This is a genomic window from Brevibacillus gelatini, from assembly GCF_003710935.1.
Taxonomy (GTDB): domain Bacteria; phylum Bacillota; class Bacilli; order Brevibacillales; family Brevibacillaceae; genus Brevibacillus; species Brevibacillus gelatini.
In genome coordinates this window covers 30938-57113 of sequence record NZ_RHHS01000047.1, presented here as the reverse complement: position 1 = coordinate 57113, position 26176 = coordinate 30938, and the positions used below count along the sequence as shown (strand labels likewise).

At 54.8% G+C, this 26176-nt stretch carries 28 protein-coding genes; 7 read left to right on the top strand and 21 right to left on the bottom strand.

The window, feature by feature from the left end:
* Positions 1-40 precede the first annotated feature (40 nt).
* Positions 41-427, bottom strand: a complete 387-nt coding sequence (locus tag EDM57_RS19080) for a MarR family winged helix-turn-helix transcriptional regulator (protein WP_122906284.1) — start codon at positions 425-427, stop codon at positions 41-43.
* 194 nt (positions 428-621) lie between these two features.
* Here EDM57_RS19080 and EDM57_RS19075 point away from each other — a divergent pair, with 194 nt between their 5' ends.
* Together EDM57_RS19075 and EDM57_RS19070 are read left to right on the top strand one after the other, a co-directional pair.
* Positions 622-1824, top strand: coding sequence for a sensor histidine kinase (locus tag EDM57_RS19075; RefSeq protein ID WP_122906283.1), 1203 nt, complete (start codon positions 622-624; stop codon positions 1822-1824).
* Positions 1821-2498 carry a response regulator gene (locus EDM57_RS19070; RefSeq protein ID WP_122906282.1) on the top strand — a complete coding sequence of 226 codons (678 nt, stop codon included), beginning with the start codon at positions 1821-1823 and terminating at the stop codon, positions 2496-2498. The genes EDM57_RS19075 and EDM57_RS19070 overlap by 4 nt, the downstream gene beginning before the upstream one ends.
* Before the next feature lie 9 nt (positions 2499-2507).
* Here EDM57_RS19070 and EDM57_RS19065 read toward each other — a convergent pair whose 3' ends face one another.
* The 15 genes from EDM57_RS19065 to EDM57_RS19000 all read right to left on the bottom strand — a co-directional run bounded on the left by EDM57_RS19065 (position 2508) and on the right by EDM57_RS19000 (position 15189).
* Positions 2508-3008: a hypothetical protein gene (locus tag EDM57_RS19065; protein ID WP_246005851.1), complete on the bottom strand. Its 501-nt coding sequence runs from the start codon at positions 3006-3008 to the stop codon at positions 2508-2510.
* A 262-nt stretch (positions 3009-3270) separates the two neighbouring features.
* A complete protein-coding gene (locus tag EDM57_RS19060; protein ID WP_122906280.1) occupies positions 3271-4809 on the bottom strand; it encodes a two-component system sensor histidine kinase NtrB in 1539 nt (512 codons plus the stop codon).
* Between the two features lie 305 nt (positions 4810-5114).
* Positions 5115-5405, bottom strand: a complete 291-nt coding sequence (locus EDM57_RS19055; RefSeq protein ID WP_122906279.1) for an antibiotic biosynthesis monooxygenase family protein — start codon at positions 5403-5405, stop codon at positions 5115-5117.
* 78 nt (positions 5406-5483) lie between these two features.
* The gene (locus EDM57_RS19050; protein WP_122906278.1) at positions 5484-6392 is read right to left on the bottom strand and encodes a hypothetical protein; all 909 of its coding nucleotides are present in this window, start codon (positions 6390-6392) and stop codon (positions 5484-5486) included.
* Positions 6393-6480: 88 nt separating this feature from the next.
* Entirely contained in the window at positions 6481-7143 is a 663-nt protein-coding gene (gene thiE / locus EDM57_RS19045) for a thiamine phosphate synthase (protein WP_122906277.1), read from the bottom strand.
* Positions 7140-7769 (bottom strand): thiamine phosphate synthase, encoded by a 630-nt coding sequence (locus tag EDM57_RS19040; RefSeq protein WP_122906276.1) that lies wholly within the window; start codon positions 7767-7769, stop codon positions 7140-7142. Before EDM57_RS19040 ends, thiE begins: the two co-directional genes overlap by 4 nt.
* Positions 7759-8127 carry a hypothetical protein gene (locus EDM57_RS19035; RefSeq protein WP_122906275.1) on the bottom strand — a complete coding sequence of 123 codons (369 nt, stop codon included), beginning with the start codon at positions 8125-8127 and terminating at the stop codon, positions 7759-7761. Before EDM57_RS19035 ends, EDM57_RS19040 begins: the two co-directional genes overlap by 11 nt.
* Before the next feature lie 116 nt (positions 8128-8243).
* On the bottom strand, positions 8244-8375 hold the full coding sequence (locus EDM57_RS23940) for a hypothetical protein (protein WP_281274250.1): 132 nt from the start codon (positions 8373-8375) through the stop codon (positions 8244-8246).
* A gap of 56 nt (positions 8376-8431) precedes the next feature.
* Entirely contained in the window at positions 8432-8848 is a 417-nt protein-coding gene (locus EDM57_RS19030; RefSeq protein WP_122906274.1) for a DUF3054 domain-containing protein, read from the bottom strand.
* An 87-nt stretch (positions 8849-8935) separates the two neighbouring features.
* Positions 8936-9526: a GNAT family N-acetyltransferase gene (locus EDM57_RS19025; RefSeq protein ID WP_122906273.1), complete on the bottom strand. Its 591-nt coding sequence runs from the start codon at positions 9524-9526 to the stop codon at positions 8936-8938.
* Between the two features lie 108 nt (positions 9527-9634).
* Positions 9635-11161, bottom strand: a complete 1527-nt coding sequence (locus tag EDM57_RS19020; protein ID WP_122906272.1) for a tripartite tricarboxylate transporter permease — start codon at positions 11159-11161, stop codon at positions 9635-9637.
* A 12-nt stretch (positions 11162-11173) separates the two neighbouring features.
* Complete coding sequence (locus EDM57_RS19015) at positions 11174-11638, bottom strand: tripartite tricarboxylate transporter TctB family protein (protein WP_122906271.1); 465 nt, start codon at positions 11636-11638, stop codon at positions 11174-11176.
* A 111-nt stretch (positions 11639-11749) separates the two neighbouring features.
* Entirely contained in the window at positions 11750-12781 is a 1032-nt protein-coding gene (locus tag EDM57_RS19010) for a tripartite tricarboxylate transporter substrate binding protein (RefSeq protein WP_122906336.1), read from the bottom strand.
* Positions 12782-12923: 142 nt separating this feature from the next.
* Positions 12924-13622 (bottom strand): response regulator, encoded by a 699-nt coding sequence (locus EDM57_RS19005; RefSeq protein WP_122906270.1) that lies wholly within the window; start codon positions 13620-13622, stop codon positions 12924-12926.
* On the bottom strand, positions 13609-15189 hold the full coding sequence (locus EDM57_RS19000; protein WP_425455821.1) for an ATP-binding protein: 1581 nt from the start codon (positions 15187-15189) through the stop codon (positions 13609-13611). The genes EDM57_RS19005 and EDM57_RS19000 overlap by 14 nt, the downstream gene beginning before the upstream one ends.
* A gap of 153 nt (positions 15190-15342) precedes the next feature.
* On the opposite strand from EDM57_RS19000, the gene EDM57_RS18995 reads away from it, so the two are divergent.
* The 3 genes from EDM57_RS18995 (at position 15343) to EDM57_RS23450 (ending at position 19153) form a co-directional block, all read left to right on the top strand.
* Complete coding sequence (locus EDM57_RS18995) at positions 15343-17106, top strand: UbiD family decarboxylase (RefSeq protein ID WP_122906268.1); 1764 nt, start codon at positions 15343-15345, stop codon at positions 17104-17106.
* A 175-nt stretch (positions 17107-17281) separates the two neighbouring features.
* Positions 17282-18772, top strand: a complete 1491-nt coding sequence (locus EDM57_RS18990) for an NCS1 family nucleobase:cation symporter-1 (RefSeq protein WP_122906267.1) — start codon at positions 17282-17284, stop codon at positions 18770-18772.
* A gap of 204 nt (positions 18773-18976) precedes the next feature.
* Positions 18977-19153: a hypothetical protein gene (locus EDM57_RS23450; protein WP_170163476.1), complete on the top strand. Its 177-nt coding sequence runs from the start codon at positions 18977-18979 to the stop codon at positions 19151-19153.
* A gap of 125 nt (positions 19154-19278) precedes the next feature.
* Here the strand turns inward: EDM57_RS23450 and EDM57_RS18985 are convergent, their stop codons facing one another.
* The 5 genes from EDM57_RS18985 to EDM57_RS18965 all read right to left on the bottom strand — a co-directional run bounded on the left by EDM57_RS18985 (position 19279) and on the right by EDM57_RS18965 (position 25042).
* On the bottom strand, positions 19279-19791 hold the full coding sequence (locus tag EDM57_RS18985; RefSeq protein WP_122906266.1) for a hypothetical protein: 513 nt from the start codon (positions 19789-19791) through the stop codon (positions 19279-19281).
* A gap of 98 nt (positions 19792-19889) precedes the next feature.
* Positions 19890-20780, bottom strand: coding sequence for a nitrilase-related carbon-nitrogen hydrolase (locus tag EDM57_RS18980; RefSeq protein WP_122906265.1), 891 nt, complete (start codon positions 20778-20780; stop codon positions 19890-19892).
* Positions 20781-20812: 32 nt separating this feature from the next.
* Positions 20813-22198, bottom strand: coding sequence for a dihydropyrimidinase (hydA, locus tag EDM57_RS18975; RefSeq protein WP_122906264.1), 1386 nt, complete (start codon positions 22196-22198; stop codon positions 20813-20815).
* 101 nt (positions 22199-22299) lie between these two features.
* A complete protein-coding gene (gene preA, locus EDM57_RS18970; RefSeq protein ID WP_122906263.1) occupies positions 22300-23577 on the bottom strand; it encodes an NAD-dependent dihydropyrimidine dehydrogenase subunit PreA in 1278 nt (425 codons plus the stop codon).
* Between the two features lie 118 nt (positions 23578-23695).
* Complete coding sequence (locus EDM57_RS18965; RefSeq protein ID WP_122906262.1) at positions 23696-25042, bottom strand: NAD(P)-dependent oxidoreductase; 1347 nt, start codon at positions 25040-25042, stop codon at positions 23696-23698.
* Positions 25043-25232: 190 nt separating this feature from the next.
* Here EDM57_RS18965 and EDM57_RS18960 point away from each other — a divergent pair, with 190 nt between their 5' ends.
* Positions 25233-25748 carry a hypothetical protein gene (locus tag EDM57_RS18960; protein WP_122906261.1) on the top strand — a complete coding sequence of 172 codons (516 nt, stop codon included), beginning with the start codon at positions 25233-25235 and terminating at the stop codon, positions 25746-25748.
* A gap of 9 nt (positions 25749-25757) precedes the next feature.
* Positions 25758-26168 carry a hypothetical protein gene (locus EDM57_RS18955; RefSeq protein ID WP_122906260.1) on the top strand — a complete coding sequence of 137 codons (411 nt, stop codon included), beginning with the start codon at positions 25758-25760 and terminating at the stop codon, positions 26166-26168.
* Positions 26169-26176: the final 8 nt, after the last annotated feature.

Below are 26176 nucleotides of genomic sequence, written 5' to 3'. Positions count from 1 at the left end.
ATCGTACCCCTTCGGCTTTGCCATTTGCCGAAAGCGACAATTAGCCTGTTATTTCTTTCATTTGGGAGAACAATCGTTGCAGCGCATGAAGAGATGAGATCGCGTGAGGATCTTCCGGCTTCAATTCCTGTTGGGTAGACACCCGCTCCGTCAAGGCAACCCACACGATTCGGCGGTCCGTTTGGTCCCGAAAACGGCGCACCAGATTTTCCTGCTCCAGCCTGTTGATTAATCCTGAAGTGGTACTGTACGGAAGATCGACAGCCTTGCAAATTTCCCCCATCGTTTTTGAACCGTTGCTGACTTGTTCCAAAATCAGCACCTGCTGCCAGTTAAGATCGCTGCTGTCCAGTTCCTTTTTGGAAATGGATGCAAACAAGGCGCTCGCTTCTTTCAGGAGCTTAGCCAACTGAATCAGTTCTTTCATGAAAGCCTCCCTTACTATCCCACATGACCCATCTACATCTTTATTAGCCAAGCTTTATTCTACCTATAGCCTTGGGTAGTGAAGTCTATCAGCAGGTTGATTTCCCGGCCTGCGGTGTCTATCTGGAGATAGACGACACCCCATGCTAGAATGAAAATAAATGAGTATCCGGTCAGAGAAAGAAGGACATCTCTTTGCTGAAACTGAGTATAAAGGCGATTCAAAAACGTTTGCTCATCATCTGGTTCTCCATCTTGATTGTGCTGGCCTTGTTGCCAAGCTCTTTCATGCGCGAGACTCCCTTACAGTTTTCTCTTACGATTGTACTATTCTTTTGTTACATTGTGGTATTCTGGATTTCAAAAAGGAAATGGAAGCCGTACCAATTTGAACTAGCGACGGTTTTACTGGGCACGATGTCTCTTTTCAAAGGCATGTTCGCCGGGGGAGAAGGCTTCGGGATGATGCTGCCGCTCGCCGTCTTTATCGGCTTTTACATCGAAGGACGGCGCGCGCTGGCTTACGCAAGCTTTTTTGGCACGTGTACCACGCTGTTTTTGTATTGTTACGACATCCTCACTCTTCCGCATATCGTTCCGTTTATCCTGACGTATATCGGCTGCTATATCGGGGCGCGAGGATACCGGATTCAAAACGAGGCGTACAAAACGAATCAGGCCCATTTGAAGGAGCTGCAACAAGCCCATACCGAGCTGCAGGAAGCGCATTCCCAGCTTCAGGAAGCGGCCTTGCACTCGCTGCAGGTAGCGGTTCTTGAGGAACGGACGCGGATTGCCCGCGACATTCACGACGCGCTGGGTCACAGTCTGACCTCGCTGATCGTCCAGCTTCACGCGCTAAAGTACATGCTGCAGGACGGTCCGGAGCACGCACAGGAAGCCGTGCGCAACATGCTCAGCGTAGCCAAGCAAAGCCTGGACGAAATTCGCACCTCCGTGCATACGCTCGCCATGGACAAAACATCGCTGGGACTCACGCCGCTGCGCGCATTGCTGTCACAGGCGCAAAAGCATACAGGGATCAAGATGGAGCTTTTGTCCTCCGAACTGGATATTCCGCTGTCCCAGGAGCTGACGATCACCTTTTACCGAATTTTACAGGAAGCCGTTACCAATACGCTGCGCCATTCCAACGCAAAAGAAATCCAGGTCTTGATCGAGCAGCGGGAAAACTCTCTCTTCCTCTCGATCCAGGACGACGGTGACATCACGCCGCAGGATCAAATCAAGCCTGGGTTCGGACTGACGGGCATCGCCGAGCGAATCAAGCAGCTGAACGGCACCCTGTCCTATTTTGCCAAGGAACCGCATGGATTCAGACTCGATGTAACATTGCCGCTGGAACATTTGGAAAAAGAAGGGGGCATGCGAACATGACAGACCAAGCGAAAAAAATTCGTGTGATCCTCGTAGACGACCAGAACATGATTCGCCAGGGATTGGGATACGTAATCCAGATGCAGCCGGATATGGAGGTCGTCGGGGAAGCTGCTGACGGAGAGGAAGCCGTGGAGCTGGTAGGAAAAATCGCGCCAGACGTCGTGCTGATGGACGTGCAGATGCCAAAAATGTCCGGGATTGAAGCAACGAGGAAGATCATGAACGCACATCCAGCCGTCAAGGTCCTGATCCTCACCACTTTTGACAACCACAATTACGTGGTCGAAGGAATCCGCGCAGGCGCTGTCGGCTATATGCTGAAGGATGCTGACTCGCAGGAGATGCTCGACCTGATCCGCAGAGCCTTCCAGGGGGAAGCTCTTTTTCATACCGTGACGGCAGCCAAGGCGCTGGCAGAAGCCTTGCAGGTGCAGCGCAGCGTTTCCGATCACGCTGCCGCTCCTTCGGCCTTGCTCGATGAGCTGACAGACCGCGAGCTGGACGTCCTGCAGCAAATCGCCTACGGGTATCGCAACGATCAGATTGCGCAAAACTTGTTCATATCCGAAGGCACGGTGAAAACACACGTTCACCGCATCTTGCAAAAAATGGGCGTCGAGGACCGCACACAGGCTGTCGCCAAGGCCCTTCGGCTCAAAATCGTGAAGTAGCGAAACGTTTCAGGCAGTACAATCGAGCGAGACTCGCGTGCCGTCGTCCTGCAGGACCCAGATTGCCAGGCCATCCAGCAACCGGGCGGCAGACATGGCTTCCCGGACGGCGGCGACTGCCTTGTCGATGTCGAGCACGCGGCAAATGACAGCAAGATGTTCCAGGCTGTCGTCTCCTCCGTCGCTATGTCCGTTCCCGGTTTTGCCAAGACATTCATCCAGCAGTTCCTCGATGGCATACCGCATCTCCACATCCGCTTCCGACAAGTGCTGAAAGCTCACCACCAGCTTCTGCATATCCTCTTGTGCAAGCTCGGCATAGCCCTTTTCCTTCATTTCTTCCGCCCAGTTTTGCAGCACATGCGCCGGCTTCCCTTCGATTTGCTCGGCGACGATTGTATAGTGGTCGCCACTCTCGCCTACCTGACCGTAGTTCACCACATACTGCCGATCCTTTTCGTCATACCACGCTTCCCAATAGCTCCACCTCTTTTCATTTTTGTGCAACATCCGGATCACTCTACGTTCAACTCCGTTCAGCCTTTTTGTAAATTATTCCACCAAACGACACGGTTTGACAACGAGTTGCAAATATTTTGATTCGAAAGACTTGCAACCTTTTCCGATCAGAGGACTTTACACCTACTCCTATCTGTTCCACCACAGTGACACCGTGCCTTTTGGCGCAGGTGCAGATTGGATATATACCTTTTTCCCGGATGAAGCCATGAAAAAAGACGGAAGGTTCGCTCCGTCTTTGCGTTTCTTATGTTCATGTGCTTGTAGTAGTGGAAAGCGGCAAGCGGATTTCGAAGCGCGCCCCATTCAATCGAGACGAGTTGTCGGCAAAAATTTCGCCGCCGTGATCCGCGATGATGCGTTGCGTTGTGGACAACCCAAGTCCGGTACCCTCTTGCTTCGTCGTAAAAAAAGGCACGAACAAATTTTCCAGACAGGCAGGACTCAGCCCCGGTCCGTTGTCCTCCACGATGATGACGACCTGGCTGATGGAGCCGTAAACGGTGACACGCACCACGCTGCCTTGAGTCAGCACAGCTTCGAACGCATTTTTCATGATGTTCAGAAACGCCTGCTTGATGCGCGAACGGTACCCGAACACATACCAATCGCCAGGAGTGATGTCCAGCTCCAGCTTGATCCCCCTGCGATTGGCTTCCGGCTCCAGCAAACGAATGACGCCATAAAGCTCGTCCAGTACGAGAAAACGTTCGGAAACGATTTTGTCGTCCCTGTACCGGGCCAAAACGAGCACGTCGTTCAACAACCCGTCGATGCGTTCGATCTCCGTCAAAATGACGGAGAAGTAGGAATCGCTGCGTCCCGCCCCTCCCTGCTCGCGCAAGAGTTGAATGAAGCCCTTGATCGAGGTAAGCGGATTGCGGATTTCATGCGCCATCCCTGCGGCAAGCTGGCCCACAGCCGCCAACGCTTCCCGCTTGTTCAGCTCTTCTTCGTATCGTTTGCTCTCGGTAACATTCCGGTAAACAGCGATTGCTCCCCACATCTCGCCCATGTAGTAAATCGGACTGGTGCTGACCGTCGTCCATTTGGCATGGTATTCGGCCATGTAATGACCTGACTGTCCGCGTTCAATGACCCATTGGACAAACCTTTCGTTCTCGTTCTGTTTAAAAACTTCGTCTATGTTTTGGCCGATGATTTGTTCGCGTTTGAACCCAAACAGTTGACACAACGCATGGTTGGCTTGGATAATTTTCAGCGAGCGATCAATCATCAAAACGGCGATGTCGCTGGAGTGCAGCACCATTTGGACCAGCTCTTGTTCGGCAAGCAGAGCAATTTGCTCCTCTTGTTTCCGCTCCAAGACTCCACTCGTATTTTGCCTGTAATTTGGCGGGCGATTTTCCTGACTGTAGACGCTCACGATCTGGGCAATCAGCTGATCCGTCGCCTGAAAAAACGCATATTGTCCTCGCAAAAGCTCAAGCTGCTCCGCTTCACTTTTCACCAGCAAGGCAGAGTTGTTGTTCATCTGCTCGACAATGCTGTCCCGGCACACTCGCAGGAACTGCACCAGCGTCGCCAAATTCAGTCCATGATGCAAACATTTGTACGCGACTTCATTAATTTCTTGTTCTGCCGTTGTTGGATCATTAGATTCCACCACTTCTGCCCAGCGAATGAGCAGTTGAACAAGCAAAGCCTCAGTATGTGCGCGGTCTCCCAGAAGCGAAGCAGAGTGATCGTATTTTTCAGAAAGAAAAGTAAACGTTTTGGCCACTGCAGCAGGGGCCAAATGAGTAAGATACTTACTTATTCGATTTTTCAAAACGCTCTGACTCCTTTTCTTCTTGCTTCATTGAGGCCTTCATTCAACTATGTATGATAATATTATGGACACAAAATCGAGATGATGTAAAGCAGTGTGTCCAACAATCAGGGAGATGATCGCCACGCAGTCGATCCTGCTGGCGTTCGTTTTGCAGAAGTTTCTCCCAGCCAAAAATCACTTGAAACGGCATGCCCATCTTCTATTATCATATCACGATCATGCATTGATTTGGTAAAAAATGTTTATCCATCAACGATTAAAAAAAGAAGCATTTGCCCCGAAACGACAAATGCTTCTTTTTGCTATGAATGAGCTTTTACGATGTAATTGCGCAAGTCTGACTTGACCGGGCTGTTTGGATTCGTTCCGGCGTGTGCGCGCTTGAATGCTTCGCTCTGCGTCCAGTTTTGGAACGACTGTTCATCTGTCCACTTTGTGAAGACGATGTATTCGTCACCTTCTGTCGGTGCGAGGAAGAGAAACTCCAAAAAGCCCGGAACTTCCTTCATCCCCTCGCCGCCCCCGCCAAAGGCGCGTTCGAGGTGAGACTGGTAATCGGCAGGAACTTTCAATCTGTTCATGGATACGTACATGCTTGTCCACATCCTTTTTCAAATAGGTTTCCCTTCTATTATACACCACAGCGCGAAAAACAAAAAACCGCTGACGCTTCAGTCACGTCTGCGGTTGAGCTGCTGCTCCAGCATAATATCCATCAGCAAGGTGTCCTGCAGCGGGTCCTTGGGATCGACCGTCAAAAGTGCAGCGACAGCCGCCATGGCACAGCGCACGGCTTGGTACGAGTAAAAAGCGTCGCGCTCCGTTTCACTGAACAAGGAAAGGTCCGACCGCTCCTGGACCGGATAAGGAAAATCGGTCTCCACACCTGCCCGGTCCAGCACGATCAGCGCCTGCTTGATCGCAAGCAAGGCGGCGCTGACGCTAAGCCCGTACTCCTTGCGCAAGTCGTCCCATACTTGAAAAGCGGATCGCTCCACCCTCTCCTGATTCGGCCTTGTGATAATGCCGGTTTTCCGCCCTTCCTTCAAAAGCCAGTCGACGAAGATGTCGTGGCGCGGTGGAAACGCATACACCTGCAGCTTCATCTCCAGCTCGGTCGGAAAATCTTTGGCGAAGCGCGCATGAGCCAGGGACATTTCATAACGCCGCGAAGGATGTCCAGGCACGGTGACAAAAACCGTATCCTGACGCACCGCCGCAATCTGCAGCTTCGTTCTCGCCGGAATCCGGGCCTGGGGGGCCTTTTCCCGGCGGATGTTTCCCGGAATCAACTCCGTCCCGAACTGGTGATACTCCAGAGGAGAATCAATCCACGGAATCGGTTCGCGGGTTTGAATCTCGTACAGCCCGTTGAACGTCACCCATTCGCCCGGACGTCGCTGACTGCGAATCAGGACAGCATGGACTTCTTTTTCCGGCGGCAATTCGGTATCCTGATCGTCCGGGGGCGGCTGGAGCCGTTTATGCTCGATCAGGATACAGTCGTGCAAGTTCAGTCGCTCAAGCAATTCCCGTTTGCTGACCCATTCGTATCCGATCCGGTAAATCCGATTTTTCATCGGTTCCACCTCCTTTTGATCGCCAGTATCGGTTTCCTGCGTGAATGAGTAAGTTACCCTACCATATGTATTCGTCTGGTTGTCCGTGCTAGATCGATCGTACAATCTGCAGCAAGTCTTGTGCCGCTTTTCTGGGCGAGTCTGCCCGGCTGATGGCGCTGATGACAGCTACGCCGTCGGCTCCGGCGTTGATTACCTGCTCGGCGTTTTGCAGGGTGATCCCGCCAATGCCCACGATCGGCAAGTCTCTGCCGACAGCCTCGCGAATGGCGCGAAGTCCCTTGGAACCGATTGGCTCGCCCGCATCCGCCTTCGAAGAGGTAGCGAACATGGCTCCTACCCCGATGCAGTCTGCGCCGCCGTTTCGGGCTGCGAGCGCTTCCTCCACCGTGCCTGCTGACACGCCGATATACATCGCTTCGCCTACCTTTTCTCTCACCTGGGCCAGTTGCATGTCGTCCTGTCCGACGTGTACCCCGTCCGCCTGCAGGCGAACAGCCAGCTCCACATCGTCGTTGACGAAAAACAAGGCTTGTGCTTCGCGGCACAGCTGCTGGAGCTGCCGTCCCAGTTCATGACGTTCTTCCGCAGTCAGCCTGCTGCCTTTGTCCCGCAACTGCACGATGCCAGCTCCGCCCGCAAGCGCCTCGCGAACGATCTCGACGGTCTTTTCACTGGAAAACCCGCAATCCTGGCTGCCGATCACCAGGTAAACGCCCATCTTTTCCCGAAGTGTGTGCCTGTCTTTCACTTTTCATTCCCCTCCCAGCGATCCAACGCCTCGCGATAAGCCAAAGCGGCTGCCTGTGCATCTGTTGCGTCGGTGATTCCGGATAGTACGGCAATACCTGCGCAGCCTGCAGCGAGCACTTCGCCAGTCCGCTCAGGTGTAATCCCGCCGAGTCCGATCACGGGAACCGTCCACGCTGCTGTTATTTTCATCAACTCGCCCGTCCCTCTCGGCGCGAGGTTCGGTTTGGAGCCGCTTGGAAAAATATGTCCGTACATCAAATAGTCTGCCCCTGCTGCCACTGCTTGCTCTGCTTCCAAATACGAATGGACGGAGCGACCTATTTTTTGTTCCCGCCGCAAAACCAGCCGGGCATCGCCAACCTCCAGGCTGTGATACGCCAAATGTGCGCCTGCACAGCCTGACGCGGCACTCACATCGACCCGATCATTGACCAAAAGGCACGATAGCGGAACCACATTCGCCAAAGCCCGAACCCAGTCCATGCATTCTCTGGCCGTTCGCTGCTTTTCGCGAATATGCAGGTAGTCCATCCCTCCGGCATACGCTGCTTCGGCCATCCGCAGTACCTCTTCGAGCGTTTGCCTGCCGCTCGTAATGACGTGAAGCTCCCGGCTAGTTCGCATCTGCTTTGGCACCTGCCGCAGCACCGACCCCGGACAACGCCGTCAGACATTCCTGCAGCCATTGCGTCGTCTTGTCGTCATTGCCATCAGGTGCTTGCGCAAGCAGCTCCACGATCAGCCTCCGCACGAAAAACGCCTGCTGCACCGTCAGTGGAAACGTAATTGTCTTTGGCTTCGTCTCTTGCTTCTCCAGAGTTTCCACTCCGGCCAAAAGAATATCCCCGATGGACTCAATCAGCTCGCGAAGCTGTTCATTTTGCTTCAACTCGTCATAGCATCCGTCGTAAAGTCGGCACAAAATCAAAAACGCCTGTGACGACATAGTCACCGGCTGTACGTCATGCATCGGTTCCGTCATACAGTTTTTCCCCTCCACTCGCTTGAAAAACAAAACCTATTATAACACAACTCGTCCGGAATCGAACCATTTGCTGTGCCAGCCTGGCTGCTGAAAACAGAAAAACCGCTGAAAGCTCAGCGGTCTTTGCCCGTACCCTCGTTTCGGTCGTTGTGGTGGGATTGGCGCAGGTTCGTGTTCTGATCGTTGTGATCGAGCGTTTTCCCGCGGTTTTTTCCCAGGTCCTTGCTGTTGTTGTTCTTGCCCAAATGATTCACCTCCTGTCGTCATTCACAGGATAGCGTAACCAATTTGGAACAGTTTATTAGTGAACAGTCTCTTGTCTGGTCCGCTTCCATAAAGCGTGGAACAGCGCGAAAGGCAAACGCCAGCCAAGCAGAAAAGCCAAGGTCACGAAGTACGTCACGCCGGAAAAAATGAGCGTCATCGGCACACCCGTCCACCAGGAACGGATCAAAAGGCCAATCGGCGCCGCAAGCGTCCAGCTGAACAGCATCGTGACCAGCTGCCGCCCCCAGGATGAGCAGGCGCGTTCTGCATAGGTGCGAAAAACCAGTATCGCGATGATCCAGCCAAGCAAAAACGGAGCCAACGTCTCGCATATTCCAAGAAACGTAACTGGCAGATGATGAGCCAGCTTTCCATAATAAACAAACAGTACAAAGGCGATCAGATCCCCGGCGAGCAGTACGCAGCCGGTTGGTGAGAGGCGAAATCTCATGCATACCCTCTTTTCTGAACCCATTTGCCCTCAAGGTTCATTCCTATTGTACACATGGAGGTTTTCCGCTACAATCGCCCCGCCCTTTTATTCACCAAACAGCAACATTTCCAGCCGTTCTTTCACTGCCGGCCACTCACGGTCGAGGATGCTGAAATAAACCGAATCGCGGATATATCCGTCCCGCATGACCATGTGATTGCGGAGTACGCCCTCGCGGATGCCGCCGATGCGGGCGATGGCGCGCTGGGAGTTGAGGTTGCGCGAGTCGGTTTTCAACTGGACGCGGATGCATCCGAGCTGCTCGAAGCAGTGACGCAACAGAAGCCATTTGCACTCTGTATTGACAGCGGTTTTCCAGACAGCAGGGGTCAGCCACGTGAAGCCGATTTCCAGTCCGCGATCCTTGCGAGAAATGGCGAGAAACCTCGTACTCCCGATGACTTTGCCATCTGCGCGATTGATGATGGCAAAAGGCAGTTCGGTTTGCGCTGCCTCGTTTTTCATGGCTTGCTCGATAAAAGCTTGCGCGTCATCGCGCGTCTGAATCTCGACCGACAAGTACGACCAGATCTCCGGAAAAGCACCGGCGGCAAAAATGCCATCCGTATGCACCGGACGAAGCGGCTCCAGTCTGACCAGCTTTCCTTCCAGTGTGACAGGCTCGATTGCCAACATGTTCGTCTCCCCTTCCCTGTACTGCCCGCTTGCCCGAGCAGTACAGCTTCCCGCAATTTTTCCTATGATAGGGGGAGAGAAAAGCGCTGTCAAGCAGCGTGTATAGCTTTATGCTTCTTCGTTAATCACGACTTGTTTTCCCCGTCGCTTCAACACCAGCGGCACGACGAGCCAGGCCAGCGCACACAACAGAAATACGGCAGAAAGCGGCTTCGTGAAAAAAATCGAGAAGTCTCCGTTGGACGTCGTCAGCGCCCGGCGCATGTTGTTTTCGATCATCGGGCCGAGTACCAGCCCGAGCACGAGCGGAGCGAGCGGGAAGTCGTTTTTGTTCAAATAGTAGCCGAGAATGCCGCATATCACGAGCAAAATGAGATCAAACGTGCTGATTTGCACCGCATAGACGCCAAATACGGAGATGGCAATAATCATCGGGAGCAAATATTGCGGCGGCGTTTCAATGATTTTGGCGAACACTTTGACGAGCGGCATGTTCAGGGCGAGCAGCATCAGATTTCCGATGAACATGCTGGCAATCAATCCCCAGGCAATCTGCGGGTGATCGCTGAACAAAAGCGGCCCCGGCTGGACGTTGTACATGAGCAGCGCCCCCATCAGAATCGCCGTTGTCCCTGATCCCGGGATTCCCAGCGTCAACAGCGGAATCATGGCGCCTCCGGAAGCGGCATTGTTCGCAGATTCCGGCCCTGCTACCCCGGCGATCTCGCCTTTTCCGAAACGCTCCGGGTGTTTGCTCCATTTTTTCTCCATGATATAGGAAAAGAATGAGGCCAGTGTCGCACCTGCTCCGGGCAATACGCCGATGAAAAAGCCGAGCAAAGAACCGCGGACGATGGGAGCGGCACTATCTTTCAAGTCTTTTTTGGTCGGTAAAATCCGCTCGACCTTGATGATTTCCTGGGAGGAATGGTCATTTTCCAGAATCGTTTTGAAAACCTCGCCAAGCGCAAACAGACCGACTGCAATTGTCAAAAACTCCAACCCTTGGTACAGGTCGGGAATATCGTAGGTAAACCGGGCCACTCCCGATACGTTGTCGATGCCGATCGTTGCCAGCAAAAGCCCAAGGACTGTCATCATCAAAGCCTTCGTCATGGATTTGCCGCCAAGTCCGCTCACGGCGCACAGACCGAGCAGCATGAGCGAAAAATACTCCGCCGGACCGAACTGCAGCGCGAGGTCAGAGAGCGGATCGGCGAGAAAGACAAGCGCCACCAGCGCCACAATCCCGGCCACGAACGAGCCGATGGCCGCAATCGACAGCGCCGCTCCTGCCCGCCCCTGTTTCGCAAGCTGATACCCGTCCAAGGTCGTGACGACGGACGAAGATTCGCCCGGTGTATTTAGCAAAATGGACGTGGTAGAGCCGCCGTACATCGCGCCGTAGTACACGCCCGCAAGCAAGATCAGGGCGCTCGCCGCCGCCATCTCGGGCGGCAGACCCGCCGTCAGCGAGGCTGTCACCGGCATCAGCAGCGCCACACCGCTCATCGGACCGATGCCAGGCAGCACCCCGACAGCCGTACCGATCAGCACTCCGATAAACGCGTAAACCAGATTGTGCCATTGAAAGGCGATTTGAAATCCATCAGCCAAATATTGCAGCGTACCCATCTCGATCCCTCCCTAGACGCCGAGCCAGGCAGGAAAGCCTGGAAGCGTTCCTTTCAGCAGTTGCACGTACACCACGTAAACGCCGACGGAAAACAGCAAGGAGACAACCGCCGATCGCCATTGGCTTTTGCTGCCCATGACCAGAAACGTGACGTAAAGAAACAGAGCCGTAGCGATCACATACCCGATTGGCTCCAGCAGCAGGACATACAGCACCGTCGCCGCGAGCATCAGGAGAAATCGTTTGTACAAAAGTTTTTCAACGGCTTGTCCCTCAGCACGGTATTTCGCCTGGAATGTCTCGTAAAACAGGCGCAGACTGAGCAGGACCAGCAAGATGCCCAAGCCGAACGGAAACATGCTCGGCCCGACCTGACTGCCGTATGCACTCGTTGAGATATGCTGGCTCTCCGCGATGAAAAATGCCCCCACCAGCGCAAAAGCAATACTGCCGTACCGATCAAACCTGACGTTCATACGTACCTCCTTTTTCGATAAGGGAGCGTTCGGACGCGTCGTTTTCTCTACCCGAAAAAAACGGACGCGCGCCGCAAAAAGCGGGGAAAAAAGGAGAGGAGTGCCCTCTCCCTATTTCGCCATGCCAAGCGAGTTCAACAGTTCTTTGACGAGCTGATCCTGCTCCTCCAAGAACGCCGTGAAGGCCGCCGCGTCCTTGTATTCGCTCTCCCAGCCGTTTGCAGCAAGCTCCTTCTTCCACGCTTCGCTCTCCGACAGCTCTTTCAATTTGGCGTCCCAATACGCCTTGGCATCTGCAGGCATGTCAGCCGGACCAAATACACCGCGCCAGATCGTAAAGGTCGCATCGATTCCTTGCTCCTGCAAAGTCGGAACGTCTTTCAAATCGCCGCTCATCCGCTCTGTTGACGTGACACCGAGCACGCGAACCTTGCCTGCCTTCACGTATTCGCCTACGCCGGAGGCATCGGTCGCGATCATGTCGGCATTGCCGCCAAGCAGTGCCGCAATCGCTTCTCCGCCGCCGTCATAGGAAACGTACTTGACCGTTTTCGGGTCAATGCCGTATTTGGCTGCTGGCAACACGCTGACGAGATGGTCCATCGAGCCCGGAGCCGAACCGCCAGCCAGCGTCATTTTTGTCGGGTCTTTTTTCAAATCGTCCAAAAAGCTTTTCATATCCTGGTACGGCGAGTCGGCGCGCACGACCAGGGCGCCGAAATCTTTCGTCATTTGCGCAAGCGGCGTCACATGCTGGAAGCCGAACGGACTGTTCCCCTCTTTTTTGTTATGGTTGATGAGAATCGGCGGAGAGCTGACAAACAGCTTGTAAGGGTTGCCTTTGTCCTTGCTGACGTATTCCGCCATGAAGACGGTCCCGCCGCCGCCTGGTTTGTTTTCTACCGTAATCGCTTCCGTCACCAGCTTGCTCTCGGCGAGTACCTTGGCAAGCGAGCGGGCTGTCTTGTCCCAGCCTCCGCCTGCCCCGGATGGAGCGACGAACACAATCGGCTTCTCCGGATAGCTGGATGCGGTAGACGCCGGCTGCGCTCCCGAGCCGGACGAGCTGCTGTTCGCCCCGCCACAGGCGGCCAGCGCGAGCGTAAGGAAAGCGGACAAAACAATGAGTGCACTTTTTTTCATTTTCAAACAAAAAACCCCCTCGAACCCGTCGTTTTTGTAAGCGGTATCACGCTTGCCATTAACGTATCATGCCGGGTCTTTCGGGGATAGTTTTCGAACATAAGATACATTTAGAAAATTAACAACTTTTTGTTCATTTTGTTCATGCCCGCTCAGGCAAAAAGCGGTACTTTCGCTCTGGCCTGCCAACACTGCCGTAAATCAGTTCGGCTCTCGCCTTTTTTTCCTGCACCAGATGCTCCAGATAGCGGCGGGCTGTCGTCCGACTGGTGCCGATCTCGCGGCCGATCTCTTCTGCGGAGACGCCTTTGTCGCCTGTCTGCCTGATCGCCTCGATGACTTTTTCCAGGGTCAGCTGGTCAATGCCTTTTGGCACGGCTAACTCGCGCTGTTTTGGGTTGAGCGGACGCCTGGTCAGCATCTGGTCGATGACATCCTGATCGACTTCTGTCGCCGCTTCCGTCCGGGCCACATGGGCGCGATAGCTCTCCAGCCGCTCGCGGAAACGCTCGAAGACCAGCGGCTTGACGATGTAGTCAAAAACGCCGCCCCTAAGCGCTTCCTGGACCATCTCCATCTCCTTCGCAGCCGTAATCATGATGATGTCCACCTCGCGATAGTGCTGGCGGATGTACCAGACCAGCTCGGTTCCCAGCATATCGGGCAAATACACGTCCAAAAGCACCAGATCGGGGCGTGTGACAGCGAGCAGCTCTTTGGCGTCACTGCCGTTGGTGGCGGTGGCAATCACTTCGAATCCCTCGATCTTGTTCACGAATCTTCGGTTAATGTCGATAATCCGCAAATCGTCCTCGACGATCAGCACTTCAAGCTTCTTCACTGCCAATCCTCCCTTCTTTCGGCAAGGAAACGGTGAACAGCGCACCGCCCCAGTCGCTTTTTCCGACGACAATGTAGCCGCCCATCTCTTCGGCGATTCCGCGCACTTTTGCCAAACCAAGTCCCCGGTCCTCGCCTTCTTTCGTCGAAAAACCGTAGGCAAAAATTTTCTCGCGCCATTCATCGGGCACCCCCGGCCCGGAATCGGCAATTTCAAACAGCAGCTCTTCTTCCGTGTCCGCCAGATACACGTCGACGCGCTTTTGCGAAACGGCTGCATCATTAACCGCTTCCAGCGCGTTTTGCAGCAAATTGCCGAGCAGCACGATCACCTGCTGGCGGTTGATATGTGCCGGCAGCACTTTAAGATGGCTGTCCTGATCGATCACGAGCTGGATTTTCAGTTCTTTGGCCCGGTTGTGCATGCCCAGTAAAAGCGCGCCAATCATCGGATCCGGAATTCGTCTTGCCACGAACAAGAGCAATTCTTCCTGTGCCGTTGTCTCGCTCGTTATCAGTTCAATCGCCTCCTGCACGGAGCCGAGCTGCAACAGCCCGGAGATCGTGTACAGCAAGTTGTGAAACTCGTGCGTCTGGGCGCGCAGCACATCGGCATAGCGCCGGACTTGTGACAGCTCCGAGGTCAGCTTGTCAATCTCCGACTTCGGGCGAAAGCTGCTGACGACACCGACGATTTTGTCCCCGAGCTTGATCGGCAGGCGGTTTACGATAATTTCTTTGCCGCTCGTGATTGTTTCGCGGTCGAGCTGCTGTTCCCCGGTTTCCAGCACCTCCGGCATGCGGCTATCCGGCAGCACGTCCAAAATGTGCTTGCGTTGAATGTCTTCCTCCGGCAATTCGAGTATGCGGATCGCGGCCTTGTTCATCATCGTGATCTCGCTGTTCCGGTCAATCGCGACGATTCCTTCCCGGACGGATTCGAGAACGGCGTTGCGCTCCACGTACAAAGCGGCGATTTCTTCCGGCTCCAGCCCGAGCGTCAGCCTTTTCAAATAGCGGCTCAGCCCGATGGCAAAAGCAATCCCGCAGACGAGCGCAATCAGCGTGATGAGGAAAACCTTTTCTTGATAATCGTCGATGGCTTCCTCAATGTCCTCCAGCAAAAAACCGACCGACACGATGCCGATCACCGCGCCATTGTCGTCGCGAATCGGCACCTTGCCGCGCAAGGATGGACCCAAGCTCCCAATCGCCTTGGAAATGTACGACTGGCCATAGATCAGTCCCGGCTCATTGTCTCCGCCGACCATCGACTTGCCGATGCGGTCAGGCAGCGGATGCGAATAGCGGATGCCGTCCCGGTTGCCGACGACGACAAATTCCGCTCCGGTTTGCAGCCGGACGTTTTCTGCAATCGGCTGGATCAGCTCGGACGGCGAACTGCTTTGAAAAGCCCCGCGCAGTTCGGGGTCGTGGGCGACGATTTTGGCTACGCTCAGCGCCCTTTTCCCGATCTGCTCCTCAATCGACGAGGCCACGATGGACGAGAACACGGCACCAACTGACGAAATAATCAAAATAATTCCGATGGTAATGAGCAAGATCATTCTCGTTTGCAAAGACAATACTTTTCCGGCTGTGGTCACAAATCGCTCACCTCCAGCTTCATCTTACCATCCCGAGCGGATAAAAAGGTAGCTTCATTGCTATTGTTCGTGTACAGTTAAAAGGGAATTACGGGGATGTGGAGGTATCTACAGATGCACGCGAACCTTCGTTCGTTCATAGAACAATTGCGCCGCGCCGGACAAGTCGTGGAGATTGACGCACCAGTCGATCCCTATCTGGAGCTGGCCGAGATTCATCGCAGAGTGATTGAAGACGGCGGACCTGTTCTGCTGTTCACCAATGTAAAAGGAAAATCGTTTCCCGTGGTCACGAACCTGTTCGGGACCGTAGAGCGGGTCGACATGGCGTTTGGGCCTAAGCCCGAGGCGGTTGTCCGCAGCCTGGTGCACGGGATGGACAAGCTGTTGCCGCCAAAGCTCTCCGGCTTGTGGGAGCTGCGCCAGCCGCTCCTGGAAGTCATGCGCACCGGTACCAAAACCGTGCCTGCCTCCCAAGCGCCTGTGACGCAAATCGCAACAACCGATGTCGACATGACCAAACTGCCTGCCCTGACCAGCTGGCACCTGGATGGCGGTCCGTTCGTCACCTTGCCTTTGGTGTATACAGAGCACCCTGAGACAAAAGAGCACAACCTGGGCATGTACCGCATCCAGATTTACGACAAAAACACGACAGGCATGCACTGGCAAATTCAAAAAGGCGGCGGCTTCCACTACCACGAAGCGGAAAAACGAAACCAGCCACTGCCTGTTACGCTGACAATCGGCGGCCCGCCTGCCCTGATCGTCTCCGCAATCGCGCCTCTGCCCGAAATGGTGCCGGAGCTGGTTTTCGCCTCGCTGTTGATGGGCGACAAGCTGAAAATGACAGAGGTGCCGAACCATCCGCACCGCATCGTTGCGGAGGCCGAGTTTGTGTTCGCAGGAGAAGTTCCGCCGCACATCAGACGGCCTGAGGGGCCTTTTGGCGATCACTTCGGCTATTACTCCTGGGCACATGACTTCCCGGTGTTCAACGTGAAGCAAATGTGGCACCGCAAGGACGCAATCTATCCGGCAACTGTCGTCGGAAAGCCGCGCCAGGAGGACTACTACATCGGGGAATACTTGCAGCGACTGCTTTCCCCGTTATTCCCGGTCGTCATGCCGGGTGTCAAGGCGCTCTGGACCTATGGCGAGACAGGCTTCCACGCGCTCGCCGGCGCGATTGTGCGCGAAAGCTACTATAAGGAAGCGATGGCACACGCTTTCCGCATCATGGGAGAAGGCCAGCTCACCTTGACCAAGTTTTTGATGGTGACAGATGAGCCGTGTGACCTCGGCAACTTCAAGCAATTTCTCGAAATCATCCTGGCACGCTTCCAGCCGGAGCGCGACCTGTTGATCGTCAACGATACGTCGAACGATACGTTGGACTATACGGGACGGAAGCTGAACCACGGCTCCAAAGGGATCATGCTGGGCATCGGCGATCCGGTCCGTGAGCTGCCGCGCGAGTACAAAGGACAAGGCATCCCAGGCATGACCGATATTCGCGCTTTTTGCCCCGGATGTCTGGTCATTTCCGGGCCGAGCTTCCACGATAGACCGGAGCTGGGCGAAGAGCTGCTGCCCTATCTCAACGAACATCTCGCGGAATGGCCGATGATCTGCATCGTGGATGATGCGGCAATTGCCGAGAAGCAAAGCAGCTTCCTGTGGACCGTGTTCACTCGCTTCGACCCGGCCCACGATCTGTACGCCAAATCGACGATTGTCCGCAACAAAATCCGTTATGAAGGGCCGCTGGTCGTCGATGCGCGGATGAAGCCTTTCTATCCGGATGAAGTAGAGACACTGCCGGAAATTTCGGCACTGGTCGACAAACGCTGGAACGAATATTTCCCAAAAGCATAGCATGGCCACCTGCTGTACGTCTGGAACGAACTGTTCCGGACGTTCTTTTTTACCCAGGAAAAAAGCTGGAATTAGGTCTTCCTTCCCCCAATATAATGTTACAACTTGTATTTCAGACAACCTGGGGGCAGTTGTCAGAATACGAGTGATTTTGTCAATAAAAAGGAGGGAAAAAATGAAGACGCAGGAAGAAGTAAATGGAATCGTCACCCTGACAAAAGAAGGGGAAGAGCTCATCAGTCACAGCTCGCTCTATAATGAAGGGCTGCGGCCGACTACCAAAGCTGAGCATTCGTGGACGGCGTACAACTTTGCCAGCCTTTGGATCGGAATGTCGATCTGTCTTCCCACGTACGCGATGGCAGCCGGGCTGATCTCGTTGGGCATGAGCTGGTGGCAGGCGATTTTGACCATTATTCTCGGAAACTGCATTGTCCTTATTCCTATTCTTCTCAACTCTCATGCCGGAACGAAATTCGGCATCCCCTACCCTGTGTTCGCCCGACTCTGGTTCGGCTCCAAAGGCGCACACATCCCGGCAGTCGCCCGCGGCCTGATCGGAGCCGGCTGGTTTGGCATCAACTGTTGGTTTGGCGGTGCCGCCATCGATACGCTGCTCATGTCGATGTCAGACTGGGCCAGTGTCCCCGGCCATCTGTGGATCTCCTTTTTCGGTTTTTGGCTCCTGAACGTATGGGTCGCCTATCGCGGTCCGGAAACCATCAAAAAGATGGAAGCCTGGGCAGCGCCGATTCTAATTATCATGAGTCTCGCCTTGCTCGTATGGGCTTTGACCAAAGCAGGCGGATGGGGCCCGATGCTCTCCGCTCCTTCCAAATTCACCTCGATTGGCGAATTTTTGCAAGTCTTTTTCCCGGCCCTGACAGGAGCAATCGCCTTCTGGGCAACCATGGCGCTCAATATTCCCGACTTCTGCCGTTACGCCAAAAGTCAAAAAGCGCAAATCGTTGGGCAATCCTCTTCTCTGCCGACGACCATGGGTTTCTTCTCCTTTATCGGGGTAGCCGTTGCCTCCGCTACCGTGGTGATCTACGGAGAAGCCCTTTGGGACCCAGCCGCCGTCCTGGCCAAGTTCTCGCCATTCGCCATCTTCCTTGGCACAATCGGGATCGTTCTTGCTACCTTGACTACCAATGTAGCCGCCAACATCGTCGCCCCCGCCCGTGCCGTGGAAAATCTCGCGCCACGCCGACTCTCCTACGAAGCCGGAGCGATTATCGCGGGAGTCGTCTCCCTGCTCATGCAGCCTTGGTATATTTTGGAAAATTTCAGCAATTACATTTTCCTCTGGCTCGGCACGTATGGCGCACTGCTTGGCCCGATTGACGGGATTGCGATTGCGGACTACTGGCTCGTACGCAAACGGCGCATTCACCTGGTAGAGCTGTACAAACATAACGGCATGTACGCCTACAAGACAGGGTTTAACGTAAGAGCGATCTGGGCGATGCTGATCGGGATTGCCATTCCGTTTATCAGCAAGTTCATTCCCGGCCTCCATCTCATCTGGGACAACGCCTGGACGGTCGGGCTACTAATCTCGCTTGCGATCTACACGTGGATGATGAAAAACGACGCCTCGATCTTGAGCCAAAAAGAGTACGACCAGATCACGTCACAAGCCCAGGAGTCGCGCGCTTCCTGAAACGGAAGCAGGATAAAAAATGACACCTGTTCACTACCCCTTTCAGGTAGACAGTGAGCAAGACCAAGTTTCCCAAGCTTGGTTCGACACTGGTACCTGGAGGGGGCTTTTTTTCAGACGGATTGTCATGCGAACAGAAATCCTGAGAAATGTTTCATCATAGGATGTTATGGAAAAAGTAACGTTTGACAAGGAGGTTATGGCATGTTTTGGGGAATCATTTTGGCTTTTGTCGTACCCGTGCTTGTTCTTGGCTATGTGGCTGACAGACAGCGCAAAAAGAAAATCTATTATCATGAAAATCATGATGCCGGAAAAGAAAATAGAAACCATACATCCGAAGCGGAAGCTTTAAGCAGAACTTTCATGGATCCGCCATAAAAGGTAAACGTCCCAACCAGTGTGTCCCGGTACAATGCCGAAACACACTGGCAACCTGGACCTTTTTATGACAGTCTCATCGTCCCCGTACTGCGCTCCATCCGTCGATCGCCTCGGTTGATCTCTCACACTTCAAGCACCGAAAGAAGCGTAATGTCTTCAATTTGCGAATCAGGCTCATAGCAAACATAGTACGTAAGCTCCGGGCTGATCCGATAGCGAATCCCCCGGTATCCACAGGCAAGCACGTAAGCCCGCACCTCATCCCCGGTCCATTCCAGCCATTCCTCGTACGAAAGCCCAGCGGCGCGCCGCTCCAGTTCCTCCGCGCCATGTCTGTGCTGCAGCGCCTCGTTGCGCAGCTCATTTTCGCCGTAGCGCTCGTCCAAACAGAAAAGTCCCGGCAAAGCGAGCTGTTGCTTTAGCACTGCTGCTTTGTCCCCGATCGTCTCGGCGTGACAGATCGCGTACTGGGCGGCCACAAGCGGATTGCTCACCAGATAGACACCCGCTCCAAACACCGCCTTCGCACTCGCTCCGTTGGTAAACTGGCGGCGTTCTGCCCGTTCGTAGCGCTGCGCCTTGACGACCCGCAGCGCTTCTTCGTACTCGACTCCCCGATAAACCGTCTGCTTCATTATCTGGCCGCTCCTTTTTGCCGTTTTTCGTGAACAACAGTCAGGCCGAGATGCGAAAAGGAGGAAGACGCGTGTCTGGCGTCTCCCTCACCTTTGTTTTACGGCAGCAATTTGACCATATCGCCGTACGTCTCCGGGCGACGATCGCGGAAAAATTGCCACGTATCCCGCACTTCCCTGATCTTTTCGCGATCCATGTCCGCCACGATCACCTCGTCCTGGTCGCGGCTGCCGACAGCGACAAACTGTCCGCGCGGATCGACGAGGTAGGACTGTCCGTAAAATTCCCCCATGTTCCACGGCGCTTCCGTCCCCACGCGATTAATGGCGGCGACGTAGTAGCCGTTTGCCACCGCGTGTGCGGGCTGTTCGAGCTTCCACAAATACTCGGACAGTCCGGCGACGGTAGCGGAAGGATTGAAGACGATTTCCGCGCCATTTAGGCCAAGCAGCCGCGCCCCTTCCGGGAAGTGGCGGTCGTAGCAGATGTACACGCCTACTTTGGCAAAAGCCGTATCGAACACCGGGTAGCCCAGGTTTCCCGGCTTGAAGTAAAACTTTTCCCAGAAGCCGCAGCCGCTGCTGCCCACCCCGACATGCGGGATGTGCTGCTTGCGGTACTTGCCCAGGTACGTGCCGTCTGCATCAATGACGGCTGCCGTATTGTAATACGTGCCGATGCCAACCTTTTCATATACGGGCAAGATCAGAACGGTTCCGAGCTCCTTGGCCAGCGCGGAAAACTGCTGCACAGTCGGTCCGTTCGGCACCTCTTCCGCCGCGTCGTACCATTTCGTGCTTTGTTCCGCACAAAAATAAGGGCCGTAAAAAATTTCCTGCAGACAGATGATTTGCGCCCCTTTGCCAGCCGCCTCCCGCACCATTTTCACATGCTTCTCGATTGCTTTTTCCTTGTGGAGATGAACAGGTTCATCGCCGTGCACGTCGTTTTTGGCCTGAATCAGACCGATTGTCACTTTATCTGCCATCTTGCTCCTCCTCACCCAAGCATTTTGAACAGCTATGGTCTGGCAAATGTCGAACGCTTCACGAAGCGGCCCGCCCCGGCATGGCCGACGAACTGCTTGTCGCGGACGACGAACGAGCCGCGGGACAGGACGGAAATGACATCGCCGCATACTTGCATGCCCTCAAACGGGTTGTAGTCGACATTCATATGGTGTGTCTCCACTGAGATCGTCCGCTCCGCAGTCGGGTCGAACAAAACGATGTCCGCATCGGAGCCGACTGCAATCGTGCCTTTTTGCGGAAACATGCCGAACAGCTTGGCGACCTTGGTGGAGGTGATGTCCACGAATTGGTTCAGACTGATTTTTCCTTTGCGGACGCCTTCGGAAAAGAGAATGGTCATGCGGTCCTCGATGATCGGTCCGCCATTCGGAATTTTCGTAAAATCTCCGCGGCCCAGTTCTTTTTGCCCGGAGAAGTTGAACGCGCAATGGTCGGAGCCGACGGTTTGCAAAATGCCGTTTTTCAGGGCGCTCCACAGTACGTCCTGGTTCCACTTTTCCCGCAGCGGCGGAGACCAGACGTATTTCGCCCCTTGGAAGTCCGGCTTTTCGAGTGCGGTAATATCGAGCACCAAATATTGCGGACATGTTTCGCCGTAGACGTTCCAGCCTTTTTCGCGCGCTTCGGCAATGCGGCGGACGGCATCGGCGCAGGAAACGTGCACGACGTACAACTGCGCATCCGCCAGCGCGGTGAGGGCAATAGCGCGTCCGGTCGCCTCTCCCTCCGCTTCAGGCGGCCGGGTGTAGGCGTGGTAGATCGGATCGGTATTCCCTTGGGCCAGCGCCTTCCTCGTCAAATAATCGATCACATCTCCGTTCTCCGCATGCACCTGGACCAATGCCCCCAGCTCACGCGCGCGGATCAGCGTCTTGAACAAAGTCTCGTCGTCGGCCATCAGCACATTTTTGTACGCCATGAACACTTTGAGCGAGGTAATTCCCTCGTTGTTCACGACCGACTCCAGTTCTTCCAGCACGTGGTCGTTGGCATCGGACACCATCAGGTGAAAGCCGTAGTCAATGACGGCTTTGCCCCTCGCTTTTTCGTGCCAGGTCGCAATTGCGGAGTGGAGCGACTCGCCTTTGCTCGTCAGGCAAAAGTCAATGATGCTCGTCGTCCCCCCGAATGCAGCAGCTTTTGTTCCGGTGAAAAAGTTATCCGATGTCACCGTGCCGCCAAACGGCATGTCAAGGTGCGTGTGCGGATCGATCCCGCCCGGAAGCACATAGTACCCGGTTGCGTCGATGACCTCTGCATCCGTGGCTTGCAGGTCCGTGCCGATCGCGACTACCTTTTCGCCGTCGATCAGCACGTCTGCCTGATACGTGTCTGACGCGGTCACAATCGTGCCGTTGCGAATCCATTTTTTCATGACCTTCCTCGCTCCTTTCCCTGGCGTGCATGAATGAGACAACACTTCCCTCGTACATGCTTATGCCGCCGATGTCCTCTTCATGCCATACAGCCTGTTGTTCACGTCTCGCAGCTGCCCCCGCCCGCCAAGGCCGCCTGGCGCTGGTTCCAGGAAAGCGGCGGCTTGCCTGTCGGAATCTCCACCATCTCGATTGTTCCTTCCACCGGACAGACGATGGAGCACAGGTTGCAGCCGACGCAGTCTTCCTCGCGCACCACCAGCCGCTCCTTCCCCGTCGCATCGTCCCTTACGATCTCAATGCACTGATGGGAGGTGTCCTCGCAGGCGATATGACATTTGTTGCAGTGGATACAGGTTTCTTCATGGATGCGGGCGACCACCTTGTAGTTCAGGTTCAGGTTGCCCCAATCCGAATACGTGTGCACGGCCTTGCCGACGATGTCCATGACCGAGGCAATACCGCGCTGGTCGAGGTAGTTGTTCAAGCCGTCGATCATGTCTTCCACGATCCGAAAGCCGTGGTGCATCGCAGCTGTGCATACTTGCACACCGGTTGCTCCCATGAGCAAAAATTCGACCGCATCCCGCCAGTTGGAAATCCCGCCGATGCCGGAAATCGGCACGCCTACAAACGGGTCGCGGGCACATTCAGCGACCATGTTCAGGGCAATCGGCTTTACCGCTGGCCCGCAATAGCCGCCATGCGCTCCTTTTCCATCGACGTGCGGAATCGGCAGCCATTTGTCCAGATCGACGCCCATCAGGCTGTTGATCGTGTTAATCATGCTGATCGCGTCGGCTCCGCCTTCCGCAGCCGCCCTGGCGGTAAAGCGAATGTCGGTAATGTTCGGGGTAAGCTTGACGATGACAGGCGTCTTTGCAACTTCTTTGACCCATTCGACCTGCTGACGGATCAGATCGGGGTGCTGCCCGACAGCTGAACCCATGCCCCGCTCCGCCATGCCGTGCGGACAGCCGAAGTTCAGCTCCAGACCATCGACGCCGATTGCCTCCACTTTTTTGACGATTTCATGCCACGCCTCCCGCTTGTGCTCGACCATGAGCGAGGCGATCAGCGTATGCTTGGGAAACCGTTTTTTCGTCTCATCCATTTCCTTCAGATTGACCTCAAGCGGTTTGTCGGTAATCAGCTCGATGTTGTTGAACCCGAATACCCGCTGCCCGCCAAAAGTCAGTCCGGCGAACCGCGACGAGACGTTGATGATCGGCTCCCCGAGCGTTTTCCAGACGGCTCCGCCCCAGCCCGCTTCAAAAGCCCGCTGGACCTGGTACCCCGAGTTCGTCGGCGGCGCGGATGCCAGCCAGAACGGATTCGGGGATTGAATCCCTGCCAGATTGATAGAAAGATCGGCCATGATTGCTCTCCTCCATCTTTTTGGCGCTGCCACAGGCACGCCGTACTCCCCTGCCAGACTCACACTCTGCAATAAAGCGCTTGCAAAACAAGGTCAGAATGTTCTGTATATTGATTCCCTAAACAGGCTGTTTCTGGTCGCGGATCGCCTTGTCAATCGCATGAGCGGCACGCTTTCCGTGATTGGCCGCGTCGACGACCATCGCATCCGTTTTTCCTCCGCCAAAAATGACATCCCCTGCGGCAAACACTTTCGGGTGCGAAGTCCGGTACGTGCCTTCCTCGACGCTGACGATGCCGTTTTCATGCTGCAGGCCAAACTGCTCAACCAAGGCCACGTGGCGGTTTTGGCCAATCGCTTTGACCACAAAGTCGACCTCGATGGAAAACTCGCTCCCCGGAATCGGTACCGGGCGTTTTCGGCCTTTCGCATCCGGCTCACCCAGCTCCATCCGGATCAGCTCGAGCCCCGTCACGCGCCCGTTGTTTCCCAAAACGCGCTTCGGGGCCACGAGCCAGCGAAACTCTACGCCATCCTGCTTGGCAAACTCGTACTCGAACTGGTAGCAGTTCATTTCCTGAGCCGTTCTGCGGTACAAAATCTGCACATGGTCTGCTCCCAGCCGCTTTGAACAGGTCGCAGCATCAATCGCTGTATTTCCCGCGCCGATCACGACCACTTTTTTGCCGACCATCTCTGTAGAAAGCGGCCTGGTCTTAGTTTCCTCCACCAAGGCAATCGCGTCCAATACTCCTTCCAGCTCTTCTCCGGGGATGTGCAAGGCAGGCACGCTGCCCATGCCGACTGCCAGCAGGACCGAATCGTAACTCTCAACCAGCTCGTCTGGCATGATGTCAACGCCAACGCGCGTGTTCGTCTTGATGGTAACGCCCAAGGCCTCGACCTGCTCAACCTCCCAGAGCGGGATTTCCTGCGGCAGCCGGAAGGACACGATGCCGTATGTGTTCAGCCCGCCCGCTTTTTCTTTTGCCTCGTAGATCGTGACCGCATAGCCAAGCCGGGCAAGCTCCCGCGCCGCCGACAGTCCGGCTGGCCCCGCTCCGACAATCGCCACCCGCTTGCCGTTTGGCTCCCCTTTTTCAAACAAGGTCACGTTGTTGCGGATCGCCCAGTCTGTCGCATGGCGCTGAAGCAGCCCGATCATAATCGGTCTGGAGGCGTGATTGAGCACACAGGCTCCTTCGCACAGTTCCTCTGTCGGACATACGCGCGCACAGCTTGCCCCAACCGGATTGGCTTCCATGATCGTCCTCGCGGAGCCGAGCAGATTGCCTGTTGCGATCTTGCGAATGAACATCGGAATGTCAATCGACGTGGGGCAAGCCTTGATACAGGGTGCGTCGTAGCAAAACAGACAACGATTCGCTTCATCAATCGCTTCCTTCGGCTTTAAGGCGCTCACCACTTCGCTGAAATTTTTTTGCAAGTCGTACGGGACGCTCATCCATACACAGCCTCCTTGCCAGCGGAAATAAGATGCTTGCTATTAATCAATGTGCAGCAGCGCCGTTTTATGATTGTTTCGTTTCCTATCGACATATGTTTTTCGTGCAATCAATCGCCGCTCGCAGTCATGAATGATTTCACACCCGAATAGGCTAACAGTAACCACGTCTGTCAAGGAGTCTGTCAGGATGAAAGACTACGCCAGCAAGATCGCGCAAATCAAACAGCAAATGGCAGAGCTGACCATGCAGCTTGCCGAACTGGAAAACGAGCAACAATGCTATCACGAGCAGTTGGCGCAGCGCAAAGCGTACATGTCTTCACGGGAAATTCTTGCGTTATTGGAGCAAAAACAGGTCCGCATCGGCAGTATGGCCACGATCAAACGGTGGTCGGATCGCGGCTGCCTGGGTGAAGGTGTGGACGAACGGGAAGCTTTTCCGCTTTTGGCGGGCAAACAGGGGAACAAGCGGTTTCTGTACCCGCGCGAAACAGTACTGTCGTTTTTGTATGAAAAAGGGCTGCTCGCCCCCGCGTACGAAGTGCTGGACCGTGTGCGCTTCCGTCATGCCTGCCGGGACACAGGCTGGGCATTGGTCACAGCCGTTTCGCGCCGCGACCTGCGCTTCTTTTACGACGTTCAATTGGAGACAACGGGAGAAGTCGTGCTTCAAGTACCGGAAGAAGATTTGTTTCTCCCGTAAGGAGGCACTATGGAACTGGCCGTTATCATGCTGGAAAATAATGCGGACAATCAGGAGCTGTCCCGACAAATTCGCGATTTTCACAAAAAAAAGGGGCAGCCCCTCGCGATCCGTTTCAGCGAAGGACTGACCCATATTATTTTGGAGGCACCATGCCTGTATATACCAGACCCCAAGCAGCTCGATCCGCGCACGGTTGTGGACGGACAGATCAACGCGAGCGGCCGACATGGGGAAATTCACCCGCGCCACAAAGGGAAGACCGTCAACCTGCACCTGGATTCCGAGCTGGTAGCCGAGCTGGAGCAAATTCGCGCGCTCGTCAGCAGCAAGACACAGCAAGAGGTAATCCGCGAGCTGTTCATACGCGGCATGCGCGCCTATTTGGCGGAAAAGAAAGCCGAACAATCCGCTGACTAGATGCGGCT

Excerpts from the sequence above, each read along its gene's own strand:
- preA (WP_122906263.1), bottom strand. The coding sequence starts at position 23,577 with ATGGCCGATCTTTCTATCAATCTGGCAGGGATTCAATCCCCGAATCCG.
- EDM57_RS18960 (WP_122906261.1), top strand. The coding sequence starts at position 25,233 with ATGAAAGACTACGCCAGCAAGATCGCGCAAATCAAACAGCAAATGGCA.
- EDM57_RS19055 (WP_122906279.1), bottom strand. The coding sequence starts at position 5,405 with ATGTACGTATCCATGAACAGATTGAAAGTTCCTGCCGATTACCAGTCT.
- EDM57_RS19050 (WP_122906278.1), bottom strand. The coding sequence starts at position 6,392 with ATGAAAAATCGGATTTACCGGATCGGATACGAATGGGTCAGCAAACGG.
- EDM57_RS18965 (WP_122906262.1), bottom strand. The coding sequence starts at position 25,042 with ATGAGCGTCCCGTACGACTTGCAAAAAAATTTCAGCGAAGTGGTGAGC.
- EDM57_RS18990 (WP_122906267.1), top strand. The coding sequence starts at position 17,282 with ATGAAGACGCAGGAAGAAGTAAATGGAATCGTCACCCTGACAAAAGAA.
- EDM57_RS18985 (WP_122906266.1), bottom strand. The coding sequence starts at position 19,791 with ATGAAGCAGACGGTTTATCGGGGAGTCGAGTACGAAGAAGCGCTGCGG.
- EDM57_RS19070 (WP_122906282.1), top strand. The coding sequence starts at position 1,821 with ATGACAGACCAAGCGAAAAAAATTCGTGTGATCCTCGTAGACGACCAG.
- EDM57_RS23450 (WP_170163476.1), top strand. The coding sequence starts at position 18,977 with ATGTTTTGGGGAATCATTTTGGCTTTTGTCGTACCCGTGCTTGTTCTT.
- EDM57_RS18955 (WP_122906260.1), top strand. The coding sequence starts at position 25,758 with ATGGAACTGGCCGTTATCATGCTGGAAAATAATGCGGACAATCAGGAG.
- EDM57_RS18995 (WP_122906268.1), top strand. The coding sequence starts at position 15,343 with ATGCACGCGAACCTTCGTTCGTTCATAGAACAATTGCGCCGCGCCGGA.
- EDM57_RS19035 (WP_122906275.1), bottom strand. The coding sequence starts at position 8,127 with ATGACGGAACCGATGCATGACGTACAGCCGGTGACTATGTCGTCACAG.
- EDM57_RS19020 (WP_122906272.1), bottom strand. The coding sequence starts at position 11,161 with ATGGGTACGCTGCAATATTTGGCTGATGGATTTCAAATCGCCTTTCAA.
- EDM57_RS19015 (WP_122906271.1), bottom strand. The coding sequence starts at position 11,638 with ATGAACGTCAGGTTTGATCGGTACGGCAGTATTGCTTTTGCGCTGGTG.
- EDM57_RS19000 (WP_425455821.1), bottom strand. The coding sequence starts at position 15,189 with ATGATCTTGCTCATTACCATCGGAATTATTTTGATTATTTCGTCAGTT.
- EDM57_RS19010 (WP_122906336.1), bottom strand. The coding sequence starts at position 12,781 with ATGAAAAAAAGTGCACTCATTGTTTTGTCCGCTTTCCTTACGCTCGCG.
- EDM57_RS19065 (WP_246005851.1), bottom strand. The coding sequence starts at position 3,008 with ATGTTGCACAAAAATGAAAAGAGGTGGAGCTATTGGGAAGCGTGGTAT.
- EDM57_RS19030 (WP_122906274.1), bottom strand. The coding sequence starts at position 8,848 with ATGAGATTTCGCCTCTCACCAACCGGCTGCGTACTGCTCGCCGGGGAT.
- EDM57_RS19080 (WP_122906284.1), bottom strand. The coding sequence starts at position 427 with ATGAAAGAACTGATTCAGTTGGCTAAGCTCCTGAAAGAAGCGAGCGCC.
- hydA (WP_122906264.1), bottom strand. The coding sequence starts at position 22,198 with ATGAAAAAATGGATTCGCAACGGCACGATTGTGACCGCGTCAGACACG.
- EDM57_RS19025 (WP_122906273.1), bottom strand. The coding sequence starts at position 9,526 with ATGTTGGCAATCGAGCCTGTCACACTGGAAGGAAAGCTGGTCAGACTG.
- EDM57_RS19040 (WP_122906276.1), bottom strand. The coding sequence starts at position 7,769 with ATGCGAACTAGCCGGGAGCTTCACGTCATTACGAGCGGCAGGCAAACG.
- EDM57_RS18980 (WP_122906265.1), bottom strand. The coding sequence starts at position 20,780 with ATGGCAGATAAAGTGACAATCGGTCTGATTCAGGCCAAAAACGACGTG.